This is a genomic window from Arthrobacter sp. CAU 1506 (genome assembly GCF_005047635.1).
Lineage (GTDB): Bacteria > Actinomycetota > Actinomycetes > Actinomycetales > Micrococcaceae > Crystallibacter.
This window is the reverse complement of the sequence record NZ_SUKC01000023.1, coordinates 1-12,732: the sequence shown is the minus strand read 5'-3', so window position 1 is coordinate 12,732 and position 12,732 is coordinate 1. Positions and strand designations below refer to the sequence as shown.

Genomic DNA, 12,732 nt, shown 5'->3' with positions numbered 1-12,732 from the left:
AGAGCGGCCCAGAACTGTTCGAGCAGCAGCACAGCAATAGCGCAGAGGCCTGCGGTACCGGCGAACCGGACCGCGGGCCTCTGGCGTGTCGCGGGCGGTCAGGGAATACTGTGCCCATGGATCCGAACAAGCAGTACCCACCGGCCAGCGTTGTCCCCGGTCTGCAGTCGCGCAAGGCGGCGCAACTGATTGAGTACCTCACCGGCACCGTGGGGTTCACCGAACACGCCCGGTTCGAGGAGCATGGCGTGGTTCTCCACGCCGAGCTGCTCTGGCCGGAAGGCGGCATGGTGATGGTCTCCAGCCACGCCGAAGGCACCCTGTGGGCCCGCGAGCCGGGCTCGGCCCAGCTGAACGTGTACACCCACGATCCGGATGCCCTCTATGCCCGGTTGAAGGCAGCCGACGCCTCCATCATCCGCGACCTGCAGGACACCGACTACGGGGACCGCGGCTTTGCCATCAACGATCCGGACGGAAACCTCTGGGCCTTTGGCATGTACCGCGGACAGCCGCTGCCGGGCGCAAACGGGACCGAAGTCCAGGACATCAACTTCGAGGGCCATGCCTGAGCAGACCTCCGCCCCATCTCGCGACGACTCACTGAATTCCGGACTTCTGCTCGCCCTCTGCCGGCTCCATGCGCTAAAGCCGGATGCCGGCACAGTGGGAATAACCGGCATCGACAAGCGTCCGGTCGCCGGCCGGATTCCCCTGCACCCGATGGGGCTGCGCGCCGATCTCCAAGCCGACCGCAAGCACCACGGCGGCGAGCTCAAAGCCCTCTACGCCTACGCCCAGGAAGATGCCGCCGCCTGGGCGGATGAACTCGGGCGGGACATTCCGCCGGGTCTGTTCGGCGAAAACCTGCGGACCACCGGCGTGCAGGTCAGCGCCGCGCTGGTGGGGGAGCGGTGGCAGGTAGGCCCGGAGGTCGTCGTCGAAGTCACCATGCCGCGGATTCCGTGCGCCACTTTTGCCCGGCACATGGGCGAACCCCGCTGGGTCAAACGCTTTCTGCAGAAAGGGCTGTCCGGCGCCTACCTCAAAGTCGTCACTGCCGGGTCGCTTGCCGCCGGCGACGGGATCCACGTGCTGTTCCGGCCGGGGCACGGTGTCAGCGTGGCGGAGTCGTCGCTGGGGCTCACCCCGGAGCAAGCTCAGGCGCTCCTGGCGTCCGAGGCCGACGGCGAGATCACGCTGCACGGCAACGTCCGCAAGGCAGTCCACAGGGCGTTGAACCGAGAACTCGACCGAGGGCAGGACTCAGGCCAAGGCACCGACCGAGATCCCAACCGGGGCCGCGTCCACGCCTAACGGCGCCGGCCAGGCCCCGGACCGAGGCTAGAGCCGCCGTCCGAGATCCCGGCCCGAGGCCGCGTCCACGCCTAACGGCGCCCAGCGACACCGGACCGCTGGATCTGTCCGGTGAATCCGCTACTTGTCCTTGTCCGTTGCACCCTCTCGCCGTAGGCTTTATGCAACTTGTTGTGCAAAGGAGTGCATAGTGGTGGCCTATCCGAAGCTGTTCGAACCGCTGGACCTGGGCTTTACTACCTTGCCCAACCGCGTGTTGATGGGCTCCATGCACGTGGGGCTGGAGGAGCTGCCCGGCGGTTTCGAGCGGATGGCGGCGTTCTATGCTGAACGGGCCCGCGGCGGCGTCGGGCTGATCGTTACCGGCGGCATCGCCCCGAACGCCGACGGCCGGCTGCAGCCCGGCGGCGCGATGATGACGACGACGGCGGAGGCCGCCCGCCACCGCACCATCACGGATGCCGTCCACGCAGAAGGCGGGCGCATCGCGCTGCAGTTGTTGCATGCGGGCCGCTATGCCGCCCACCCGGAACCGGTGGCGCCCAGCCCGGTGCAGGCTCCGATCAGCCCGTTCAGCCCCCGCGAACTGAGCGAGGAGGACATCGAGCAGACCATCGAGGACTTCGCCGCCGCTGCCGCGCTGGCCCGGGACGCCGGGTACGACGGCGTGGAGATCATGGGCTCGGAGGGATACCTGATCAACGAGTTCGTCGTGGCCCGGACCAACCAGCGCACCGACGGCTGGGGCGGCAGCTACGAGAACCGGATCCGCTTCCCGCTCGAGATAGTCCGCCGCACCCGCCAGCGCGTGGGGAAGGACTTCATCATCATCTACCGGTTGTCCATGCTGGACCTGGTGGAAGGCGGCTCCAGCTTCGAGGAGGTTGCCCAACTGGCCCGCGGCGTCGAAGCGGCGGGGGCCACCATCGTCAACACGGGCATCGGCTGGCACGAGTCCCGGGTGCCGACGATCGCCACCTCGGTACCCCGGGCGGGGTTCGCCTGGGTCACCCGCCGGCTGATGGGCGCCGTCGGAATTCCCTTGGTGACCACCAACCGGATCAACAACCCGGACACCGCCGAGCAGCTATTGGCCGACGGGTGCGCGGACATGGTCTCGATGGCGCGGCCGCTGCTCGCCGACCCGGCGTTCGTGCTGAAGGCATCCCGCGGCCAGGCCGACCACATCAATACCTGCATCGCCTGCAACCAGGCCTGCCTGGACCACACGTTCGCGGGCAAGATCACCTCCTGCCTGGTCAACCCGCGCGCCTGCCACGAAACCGAATTGGTGATCGAGCCCGCGGCTAAGCCGAAGTCGCTGGCCGTCGTCGGCGCCGGACCGGCCGGCCTGGCCTGCGCCGTGACCGCTGCCGCGCGCGGCCACCAGGTCACGCTGTACGAAGCCGCGGAAGAGATCGGCGGCCAGTTCAACCTGGCCAAGCAGATCCCCGGCAAGGAGGAGTTCCACGAGACCATCCGCTACTTCGACCGCCAGCTGGAGCTGCTCGGCGTCGACGTGCGGCTGAAGACCCGGGTGGCGGCAGCCGAACTGGCCGAGGGCGGATTCGACGAGATCATCTTGGCCACCGGCGTGGTGCCGCGCATCCCGGAGCTGGACGGTGTGGACCACCCGAGCGTGCTCGGCTACCTGGACGTGCTGCGCGACCACCGCGAGCTGGGGGCAACGGTGGCCGTACTCGGCGCAGGCGGCATCGGTTTCGACGTCAGCGAGTACATCACCCAGGCCGGGCCCAGCGCCTCGCTGGAGCCGAAGCTGTTCCGTGAGCACTGGGGGATCGACGACGACCCGGCTGTCCGCGGCGGCCTCGCCGCGCCCCGGCCCGCACGCCCGGCACGCACGGTGCACTTGCTGCAGCGCAAGGACACCAAGCCCGGTGCCGGGCTGGGCAAGACCACCGGCTGGATCCACCGGGCAGAACTGAAGAGCCGCGGCGTGCAGATGATCCCTGCCGCCACCTACCGCAAAATTGACGACGACGGCCTGCACCTGACCATCGACGGCACCGAGTCGGTGCTCGCCGTCGACAACGTGGTGCTCTGCACCGGGCAGGAACCGCAACGCGAGCTGCTGGAAGGGCTCAAGAGTGTCGGCCTGCCGGTCCATCTTGTGGGCGGCGCGGACGTGGCCGCCGAGTTGGACGCCAAGCGCGCCATCAACCAAGCGACCCGGCTCGCCGCCGCGTTGTAGCAAAAGGATCCAGACGGTGTCCCTGCCGCACGCCATCCTCACCGCCCTGCTGGAAAAGCCCGGATCCGGGGCAGAACTGGCCCGCCGCTTCGATAAGTCGTTCGGTTTCTTCTGGCCGGCCACGCACCAGCAGATCTACCGCGAACTGGGCAAGCTGGAAAAGGACGGTTTGGTCCGGTCCGGCGGCCGCGATTCCAGCCGGGGCCGGGCCAAGGACTACACGGTGCTGGCCGCCGGCCGCAAGGAACTGAGCCGTTGGACGCTGGAACAGCAGGAGCCCCGGCCCGTCCGCGAGGAACTAATGATCCGGCTGCGCGCGTCCTCGGTGCTCGGCGACGTCCCGATCGAGGAAGAACTCCAGCGGCATCTCGCCCTGCACCGCACCCAACTGGCCACCTATCTCCAGTTGGACGAACGAGGCCCTTGGGGCGAGGCCAACCGGCTGCAACGTGCCGTGCTGCAGGCCGGAATCATGTTCGAGCAGGCCTGGATCGAATGGGCGGAACACACGCTGGCGCTGCAGGCCGGGGCAGCCACCGAGCGGGAGTCAAGCGCCTCTTAGGCGACCTGCTGTGCCCAAGCTCACCGGCCGCCGTCGTGCTTTGGGCCTGTGGGGGAGCGCCGCGTGCCGTACACTGGATGCATCCCCCACTGTCGGTATTCCCTTAGTTCTGCGCGATAATGCCACTTGCGGTCTTGTCGAAGCGTCTGATTGGTGTGTGGGTCCGCCTCTAAATGGCGGGCAGTTTCATGTTTGGGAGCGCCGGCTAAAGAAAACGCCGCTAGGTTTCCCCGCAGAATGCGGGCAGCCAGCGAAGCGGCGGAAAGCCCTGCCACGGGATTGTAATAGCGCCGGGCTTTGAGTCAGAGGACCGCGGACATCGATGTGCCGCGGCCACCGGTCCCCAGCTGAATACGAGGAACTGCCCCGTGTCCGAAAACACTGTTAACACCCTGCCCGAAAACACCGACGCCGCTCCGGCCGTCGAAGACGAGAACACCGTACTTTTCACCGACTTCGGCCTCGACGGCCGCGTCCTGGCCGCCCTGACCGACGTTGGCTACGAAAAGCCCTCGCCGATCCAGGCCGCCACCATCCCCGTGCTGCTCGAAGGCCGGGACGTCGTGGGCCTGGCCCAGACCGGCACCGGCAAGACCGCGGCCTTCGCCATTCCGGCGTTGTCCCGGATGGCTGAACTGCCGGCGACCAAGAAGACCCAGATCCTGGTCCTGGCACCCACCCGCGAGCTGGCCCTGCAGGTGGCGGAGGCGTTCTCCTCCTACGCCGCGCACATGGACGATTTCACCGTGCTTCCGGTCTACGGCGGCTCCGCCTACGGCCCGCAGCTCGCCGGACTGCGCCGCGGCGCTCAGGTTGTGGTCGGTACTCCCGGCCGCGTGATCGACCACATCGAAAAGGGTTCGCTGGACCTGTCCGAACTCCAGTACATGGTGCTGGACGAGGCCGATGAAATGCTGCGCATGGGCTTTGCCGAAGAGGTGGACCAGATCCTCTCGAAGACCCCGGAAGAGAAGCAGGTTGCCCTGTTCTCGGCGACCATGCCGACCGCCATCCGCCGGATCGCCAAGAAGTACCTGAAGGACCCGGCCGAAATCACGGTCAAGGCCAAGACCACCACCGGCAGCAACACCCGCCAGCGCTACCTGCAGGTCATGGGCCCGCACAAGCTCGACGCGATGACCCGGATCCTGGAAGCCGAAGACTTCGACGGCGTGATCGCCTTCGTGCGCACCAAGATGGCCACCGAGGACCTGTCCGACAAGCTCAAGGCCCGCGGCTACCGGTCCGCCGCCATCAACGGCGACATCCCGCAGCAGCAGCGTGAGCGCACCGTCGAGGCGCTTCGCGACGGCAAGATCGACATCCTGGTCGCCACCGACGTTGCCGCCCGTGGGCTGGACGTCGAGCGCATCACCCTGGTGGTCAACTACGACATCCCGCACGACACCGAGTCCTACGTGCACCGCATCGGCCGCACCGGCCGCGCCGGACGCTCGGGCGACGCCATCCTGTTCATGACTCCGCGCGAGAAGTACCTGCTGCGTGCCATTGAAAAGGCCACCCGCCAGCCGGTCGAGCAGATGCACCTGCCCTCCGCCGAGACCATCAACAACCTCCGGATGCGTAAGTTCGCGGAAAAGATCACCGAGACCTTGGCCTCCGAAGACGTCACGGTCTTCCGCGATCTGATCGCGAACTACGAGACCGAGCACGACGTTCCGGCTGCCGAGATTGCTGCAGCGCTGGCCGTCATGGCACAGGGCGGACGTCCGCTGCTGGTGCAGGACCTGCCGGAAGCACCGAAGGGCCAGCGCGAGCGCGCCGGCGGCGGACGTGACGGCATGAATTCCCGCGGCCCGTCCCGCGCACTGACTGAAGGCAACGCCACCTACCGGATCGCCGTCGGGCGCCGCAACCGCGTGATGCCCGGCTCCATCGTCGGCGCCATCGCCAACGAGGGCGGCCTGTCCGCCGCGCAGATCGGCGGCATCGACATCCGCTCGGACCACTCGCTGGTGGAGCTGCCCGCGGACCTGAGCAAGGACCAACTGCGTGCCCTCTCCAAGACCCGCATCGGCGGCGAGCTGATTCACTTGGAGCTCGACACCGGCCGCAAGCCGCGCCGGGACCGCGACGACTTCGGTGGCGGCCACCGCGGCGGGTTCCGCAGCGACCGGGGCGACCGCCCGTTCACCAAGAAGTTCGACGGCGACCGCCCGTTCAAGAAGAAGTTTGACGGCGATCGTCCCTACAAGAAGAACGACGGCGAACGCAGCTTCAGCGGCGACCGCTCCGATCGTGGCTTCGGCGGCGACCGCGACCGCAGCTTCGGCGGCGACCGTTCCGATCGTGGCTTCGGCGGCGACCGCGACCGCAGCTTCGGCGGCCCGCGCAAGCCCCGCCACACCCGCGGCTGATCCCCACCGGATCCTCTAGCCACACCCTCCGGGGCATCTGTCATGGACAGGTGCCCCGGAGGCGTTTAAGGGCCTTCCTGCGAGCCGGAGTGGTGTGGCTTCTGGCTATCCTTGCTATCGCGTGCCGGAGACCACCGCGGAGCCGTGCTCCGGGGAGTAGGCCACCTCAGTTGTAAGCCCGCAGCTTTCAAAGGCACCGGCAGCCCTCTCAGCCTGGCGCTCGCTCGTTTCGACCAGAACTGAACCACCCGGTGTCAACCACCCAGGTGCGCCCGCAGCAACGCGACGCATGACCGCCAAACCGTCAGCGCCGCCGTCGAGCGCCCACGCCGCCTCATGCAGACGGGCTTCAGGCGGCATCAAGTGCAGCGCCTCCGTGGGGACATAGGGGACGTTGGCGGCCAGGATATCGACCTTGCCCCGCAGGCTCACCGGCAAGGCATCGAACAGGTCGCCCACGTGGACGTTGCCGCCCGGCAGGTTTTTGCGCGCACAGGCAACCGCCGCCGGGTCCACATCGGCGGCGTGCAGTTCGGCTGGTGCCAGCAGCTTCCCCAGCGCCGCAGCCACCGCACCGGAGCCGCAGCACAGGTCGACGACAACATCGGTGTCCGCGGGGGCCAAGGCCACGGCCCGCTGGACCAGGAACTCGGTCCGGCGGCGAGGCACAAAGACTCCGGGAGCGACGGCGATGCGCAAGCCACAGAACCCGGCCCATCCCAGGACCTGCTCCAGCGGCATACCGGCAACGCGCTGTTCCACTTTTGCCACCAGGACTTCCGATGGCCCGCACTCGGCCAGCAGCAGGTCCGCTTCTTCCTCAGCAAATACGCAGCCCGCCGTGCGCAATCGGGTGACAATCGCGTCCCGGGAGGTGGATGACTGGGAAACCGGCATGGATTCCTTTCGCATGGTGCCCCCAGACTACCCAGTGACGGCAGTGCGGGGTCCGCCTCCATGTGATCTTCCCTGCATTTTGAGGTGACTCCGCGCATCGAAGATTTGGGTCCGTGGCAGGGCAGCAGGTCAGTTCCGAAGGCTAAAGAGTTTCATTTTTGGTGTCAGATCCTTGGAGTTTGGACAGGATCACCGTGGAGTCGGGGCATTATCTCTTTCTGACGAGAAGCCGTCAGTGTGTCGTTCACCACGAGCCCCCAATCCGATTTCTTCCCGGGGCAAATTGCTGGTAATGTATTTCTCCGTTGCCCCCCTAGCTCAGTGGTAGAGCGCGTTCTTGGTAAGAACGAGGTCACCGGATCGATTCCGGTGGGGGGCTCTGAATGGCAAAGCCCGCGTCTGCGTCGCGAGACGCAGCGCGGGCACTGCCATTCGTGGCGGTGTAGCTCAGCTGGTTAGAGCGCACGACTCATAATCGTGAGGTCCCCGGATCGAGTCCGGGCACCGCTACCAAACCTCGAGGGGTCCTTCCGGAACAGCAGTTCCGGAAGGACCCCTCGACTCGTTTCGGGCACTTCTCCCGACTTGTTTCGGGTCAACTGCCAACGTGAACCGCTTATCAAAGTGGCCGGCATCCGGGCTTACTAAAGTGGACAGCATGCCCGCCCTCTACCTTGTCCATGGCATCGCCTGGACGTCAGCCGGGCCCCGGTTGCGCTTGGCCTCTCCCGATGGCATGCCGGAGGAGGTGCCGATATCGGCCGGGACGCGCCTCGGTTTCCGGGTGCTGGATCCGCAGGTCTTCTGCCTGGGCAGCCACCGGGTCCACTCGGCTGATGACAGGACACATGTGCGATGCCGGTTGCAGGCGCCGGCCGAGCGAGGCTACCAATGTGTGAACTGCTTCCTGAACGACGACCTGCGCTTCCTCCATGACAGCCATCGGAGCGGCCGGGCACCTGAGGGCCTGCTGCTATATCTCGCGCAGCCACACTGGCTCTATGTGGCGACGTTCGCCCATGGGGCCAGCAAAGTGGGTACGGCGGCCAACATACGGAAGTCGTTGCGGTTGGCCGAGCAAGGCGCTGTGGCCGCCCGCTACGTTGCCAAAACGCGCGACGGGCGGGTTGTCCGGGTACTGGAGGACATGGTTTCGGCAGCTACCGAGCTGACCCAAGCCGTACGCAGCGCAGCCAAGTATGCGGGCCTCCTGACGCCGCTGCCCGCCGACGAGTTGGGCTGGATCAATGCCGGGCACGCCGCTGCCGTGCGCAAGCTACTGCCTTCCGCTCAACTGGAGGGCTTCGACGTCGTCGATGAACAGTGGCAGCTGCCGGAACTGGCCGCGCCGGTGCTCGCGGACGGCATCAGGAGGAGCTACCCGTCCAGCTTTGATTCGGGCGACCACGGGCTCACCGTGCAGGGCATTCTCGGCAGCGTCGCGGCGGTGCAACTGACGGAGGGCGGCCTGCTCTTCCTGGCGGACCTCGGGAGACTCAAGGGCCGCAGGATTGAGCTGGGGGACTTCGCCTCGGAGCTGCCCGCCATGCAGGAGCAACTGTTCTAACGAACCCGCGACTGAGGCACGGCTAACCGCTCAGCGGTTCGGCCGGCAGCACTCTGGCCGGTAATCTTGAAGTATGAATCCTTGGGACCTGGGCTCGCCGCTGTACCGCAAGCTGGTGATCTCCGCCATGGTGCTCATCGGCGTCGGGATCCTGCTGTCTGTCATCGGCGCCTCAGCCAGCATCCAATGGCTGATCTGGGCAGCGATTGCGGTCATTGCCACCGGCCTGTTGACCCATCTGGCGGGGCTGCTGGTTCGGGTCCGCGATGCCCGTGCCCGGCAAGCCTCCGCCCATCCGCGCAGCACGCCCCCAGCCAAGCGACGTTAGTTCTTCCAGCCCCTCCACCCGAAGGAGATCCATGTCCGAGCAAGCCGGGGTCAACCCCGACCTCGCCGGCCGCGTGTACCCGGCCGGCGCCGCCTACACGGTAGGCCGCGAGAAAATCAGGGAGTTCGCCTCGGCGGTGAAAGCCACGCACCCCGCGCACTTCGACGTGGAGGCCGCGCGCGCACTCGGCTACACCGATCTGGTGGCACCGCCTACCTTCGCCATCATCGTCGCCCAGCGCGCCGATGCCCAGTTGATCGAGGATTCGGACTCCGGCATCGACTTCTCCCGCGTCGTTCACGCCGATCAGCGGTTCGTGCACCACCGGCCCATCGTCGCCGGCGACGAACTCGTGGCTGAACTCCACGTTGATCAAGTGCGTGCGATGGGCGGCGGGGCCATGATCACCACCCGCGCCGAGATCAGCACCGTGGCTGGCGAGAAAACGGCCACCACCACGTCGTCGATCCTGGTGAGAGGGGAAGGCCAGTGAGCGTCGAACTGAACGAACTGACCGTAGGACAGGACATCGGCTCACGAGCCATTGACGTCTCCCGCGCGGACCTGGTCCGGTACGCCGGAGCCTCGGGCGATTTCAACCCAATCCACTGGAACGGACGCTTCGCCGAGCAGGTCGGGCTCCCCGGTGTGATCGCCCACGGCATGTTCACGATGGGCGCTGCCGTGCAGCTGGTGACGGACTGGATCGGCAACCCTGCCGCCGTCGTCGACTACCAGACGCGGTTTACCAAACCAGTCCTTGTGGAGGATGTTGACGGTCCCGGCGCGAGCATCGAAGTCAGCGGTGCGATCGGCGCCATCGACGCAGACAATGGGACGGCCCGGGTCGACCTGACGGTGACTGCGGCGGGGGTCAAGGTTCTGGTCAAAGCCCAGGCGGTCGTCAAGGTTTGGTGACTCGCCCTGTACCCGGCAGCGGAGAGGCTGGCACCGTGACAGAAACGATTCTCGCTCCGCTGACAACTGCTGGCGTGGGCGGCGTGGCCGCGCGTTACGTTGAGGCCCGCTCAGAGTCCGAGATCATCGATGCTGTCAGGGCTGCCGACGGCGCCGGCGACGACCTTCTGATCGTCGGTGGCGGGTCCAACCTTGTGATTTCCGACGACGGCTTTCCCGGCACTGTCATTCATGTCGCCAACACCGGCTACGCCGTCGATGAACAGGGCGGGGCCGTGGCGCTGACGGTTCAAGCGGGCGAGCCGTGGGACGATCTCGTTGCCCTGACCGTCACCAACGGCTGGGCCGGGCAGGAAGCGCTATCCGGTATCCCGGGACTCACAGGTGCCACCCCGGTACAGAACGTCGGCGCCTACGGATCCGACGTTTCGCAGACCATCACCCGGGTCCGAACCTGGGACCGGCACACCGGATCCCTTCGCGAATTCGAGAACAACGACCTCGCGTTTGGCTATCGCGATTCAATCTTGAAGCGGAGCACCGTCAATGGTTCGCCGCGCTTCGTGGTGCTGGAAGTCGAGTTCCGGCTAACGGCAGGGCAGCAGAGCCTTCCCATCCGTTATGCCGAATTGGCCCGTGTGCTCGGCGTCGAGATTGGCGGAACGGCCAAAGCCGCGGACGTGCGACGCGAAGTGCTCCGGCTCCGCGCGTCCAAAGGGATGGTCCATGATCCCGCCGACAGGGACACATTCAGCACAGGATCATTCTTCACGAATCCGATCGTCGATGCCGCAACCGCGGAAAAACTTCCCGCGAACGCGCCGCGTTGGCCGGCCGGCGACCAGATCAAGCTGAGCGCTGCCTGGCTCATCGACCACGCAGGTTTTGCCAAGGGCTTCGGCCTCGAGGGCACCTCAAACGGCAACCTCATCGGGCACGATCTAGCCGGCGGCCGCGCGTCGCTGTCGACCAAGCACACTCTGGCGATCACCAACCGTGGTGAAGCCAGCGCGGAAGACATTCTGGTGATCGCGCGGGCGGTACGGGATGGGGTTGAACGCACTTTTGGCATTCGGCTTCAGCCCGAGCCACTCCTGATCGGCTGCAGCCTCTAACCAGGCGGCATCAGGGCCCTCGGGACACCGCTGCCTCCTGGTAGCTGTTCCCTAGGGCAGATCTTCACGCCTAATCAGGGCATCGGCAGGTTGGTGTGGAACCTCAGGACCCTTGCCGGCCTTCGAGCGAACGGTCAATTCATCTTGTCGGATCATGAAGCGAACGATGCTTGGCCGGAGCTCGCGGAGGTTTACAAGGCCGCTGCTGCAGAGCCAGCAGACCAAGCGGTAGCTGTGATTGACCTGCACCAGCCGGTCAGTGCCATGGTCAAACAGCCATTCCGGTGACAAGAAATCGTGCATCGGCGGCAAGAGACAGTCCGCCGGCAGGAGCCGGGCGAATGAGTCCTCCGGATCGAAGCACTGTTCAACCTGCAGCACCAACCACCATTCCTCGCTGATGTAGGCAGGGCCGCACTCTTCCACGCATCTTCGTAGATGCGCCTCAAGCCGCAGCGAACGGTCTTCACGGATCGGACGGGACTGACGCTGCTGTGCGAAGAATACGCGGAGAACATCGTCGACGGTGGGCGTCGGTTGGCTGCTTCTGCTCACTGTCAGGTCCCTTTCCCGTGGTTTCGGATCAGCGATCTAGAAGGGTGGTGCTGCTTCGTCGCATTGGTCGTCGTCGTCTCCGTCATCGGAGGCACATGCTGGGCTTGTTCCGGGGGTGGTGGTGGTGTGGGGTTGGTCGTTGGCTGTGGGGTAGGTGATGGCCCAGTTTTCGTCGGGGGTGGTGGTGTGGGTGTGTCCGGAGCGGGTGGTGTAGTGCAGGGTGCCGTCGTGGTCTTGGGTGACGGTGCCGCCGCCGTGGTGTTTGGTTTTGTGGCCGGGTTTGCAGCGGGCGTTGAGGTTCTCGAGGACTGTTTTGCCGTCGTCTTCCCAGGCAATGGTGTGGTCAATTTCGCATTGGTCGGCGGGGACGGTGCAGCCGAAGTCGCGGCAGTGCCGGTCGCGGAGCCGGACGAGGCGTTTGAGCCATTCGGGCGGGGTGCGCAGGTCTTTGGCGGCGGCGATGGCTTGGCCGTAGTCGTCGGTGAGCACGGTGAGCCAGGATTTGGCCAGTGCGGTGAGGTTGCGGGTCATTTCGGGCGGGATGAGCCCGTAGCCGGTGAGTTCGCCGGGGTCTTCGGCCAGCCCGAGCAGGGTGGTCAGCGGAGCGGTGACGGCGACGGAAGCGGTGGTGTTCCCGCCGCCGCAGGTGCAGGGGCCTTGGCCGCCGGCGGAACCGCTTGAGGCACCGTTTCCGGTGGCCGCCTCTTCGGCGGCTGCGTGGCCGGTCGCCGTTTCCCCGGCGTCGGTGTTGTGGGTGTCGGTGAACCGTACTGGGTCTGGTAGAGACTCTTTCCTCACCGGAGAATGAATCATGACCAGCGGAATCAAGTACGAACAGGAATTCAAGGACCGTGCCGTGCGCCTGTATATGGAGCGGCGCGCG

The 12,732-nt window shown here is 66.3% G+C and carries 13 protein-coding genes and 2 tRNA genes; 12 read left to right on the top strand and 3 right to left on the bottom strand.

The features are described from left to right. Window positions 1-116 precede the first annotated feature (116 nt). The 5 genes from E4J89_RS18205 (at window position 117) to E4J89_RS18185 (ending at window position 6,469) form a co-directional block, all read left to right on the top strand. Complete coding sequence (locus E4J89_RS18205) at window positions 117-572, top strand: VOC family protein (RefSeq protein WP_136787630.1); 456 nt, start codon at window positions 117-119, stop codon at window positions 570-572. Beyond that, on the top strand, window positions 565-1,317 hold the full coding sequence (locus E4J89_RS18200; protein ID WP_136787629.1) for an MOSC domain-containing protein: 753 nt from the start codon (window positions 565-567) through the stop codon (window positions 1,315-1,317). The genes E4J89_RS18205 and E4J89_RS18200 overlap by 8 nt, the downstream gene beginning before the upstream one ends. A gap of 190 nt (window positions 1,318-1,507) precedes the next feature. Continuing rightward, window positions 1,508-3,529: an NADPH-dependent 2,4-dienoyl-CoA reductase gene (locus E4J89_RS18195; protein WP_136787628.1), complete on the top strand. Its 2,022-nt coding sequence runs from the start codon at window positions 1,508-1,510 to the stop codon at window positions 3,527-3,529. Window positions 3,530-3,545: 16 nt separating this feature from the next. Beyond that, window positions 3,546-4,091 carry a PadR family transcriptional regulator gene (locus tag E4J89_RS18190; RefSeq protein WP_136787627.1) on the top strand — a complete coding sequence of 182 codons (546 nt, stop codon included), beginning with the start codon at window positions 3,546-3,548 and terminating at the stop codon, window positions 4,089-4,091. A 368-nt stretch (window positions 4,092-4,459) separates the two neighbouring features. Then, window positions 4,460-6,469: a DEAD/DEAH box helicase gene (locus E4J89_RS18185; RefSeq protein ID WP_240691980.1), complete on the top strand. Its 2,010-nt coding sequence runs from the start codon at window positions 4,460-4,462 to the stop codon at window positions 6,467-6,469. A 114-nt stretch (window positions 6,470-6,583) separates the two neighbouring features. Here the strand turns inward: E4J89_RS18185 and E4J89_RS18180 are convergent, their stop codons facing one another. Next, a complete protein-coding gene (locus E4J89_RS18180) occupies window positions 6,584-7,366 on the bottom strand; it encodes a putative protein N(5)-glutamine methyltransferase (RefSeq protein ID WP_136787625.1) in 783 nt (260 codons plus the stop codon). Window positions 7,367-7,673: 307 nt separating this feature from the next. Between E4J89_RS18180 and E4J89_RS18175 the strand changes: the two genes are divergently transcribed. The 7 genes from E4J89_RS18175 to E4J89_RS18145 all read left to right on the top strand — a co-directional run bounded on the left by E4J89_RS18175 (window position 7,674) and on the right by E4J89_RS18145 (window position 11,294). Next, window positions 7,674-7,745: transfer RNA gene (locus E4J89_RS18175), tRNA-Thr, on the top strand. 57 nt (window positions 7,746-7,802) lie between these two features. Beyond that, a tRNA-Met gene (locus tag E4J89_RS18170) sits at window positions 7,803-7,879 on the top strand. A 145-nt stretch (window positions 7,880-8,024) separates the two neighbouring features. Further along, window positions 8,025-8,933 (top strand): DUF2797 domain-containing protein, encoded by a 909-nt coding sequence (locus tag E4J89_RS18165; protein WP_136787624.1) that lies wholly within the window; start codon window positions 8,025-8,027, stop codon window positions 8,931-8,933. Between the two features lie 73 nt (window positions 8,934-9,006). Then, a complete protein-coding gene (locus E4J89_RS18160) occupies window positions 9,007-9,261 on the top strand; it encodes a hypothetical protein (protein ID WP_136787623.1) in 255 nt (84 codons plus the stop codon). A gap of 31 nt (window positions 9,262-9,292) precedes the next feature. Beyond that, the gene (locus E4J89_RS18155; RefSeq protein ID WP_136787622.1) at window positions 9,293-9,754 is read left to right on the top strand and encodes a MaoC family dehydratase N-terminal domain-containing protein; all 462 of its coding nucleotides are present in this window, start codon (window positions 9,293-9,295) and stop codon (window positions 9,752-9,754) included. After that, window positions 9,751-10,179, top strand: coding sequence for a MaoC family dehydratase (locus tag E4J89_RS18150; protein ID WP_136787621.1), 429 nt, complete (start codon window positions 9,751-9,753; stop codon window positions 10,177-10,179). The genes E4J89_RS18155 and E4J89_RS18150 overlap by 4 nt, the downstream gene beginning before the upstream one ends. A gap of 35 nt (window positions 10,180-10,214) precedes the next feature. Continuing rightward, on the top strand, window positions 10,215-11,294 hold the full coding sequence (locus E4J89_RS18145) for a UDP-N-acetylmuramate dehydrogenase (protein WP_136787620.1): 1,080 nt from the start codon (window positions 10,215-10,217) through the stop codon (window positions 11,292-11,294). Window positions 11,295-11,345: 51 nt separating this feature from the next. Here E4J89_RS18145 and E4J89_RS18140 read toward each other — a convergent pair whose 3' ends face one another. Further along, entirely contained in the window at window positions 11,346-11,849 is a 504-nt protein-coding gene (locus E4J89_RS18140) for a hypothetical protein (RefSeq protein ID WP_136787619.1), read from the bottom strand. Between the two features lie 36 nt (window positions 11,850-11,885). After that, on the bottom strand, window positions 11,886-12,732 hold an 847-nt coding region (locus E4J89_RS18135; RefSeq protein WP_205754537.1), incomplete at its 5' end, for an HNH endonuclease signature motif containing protein.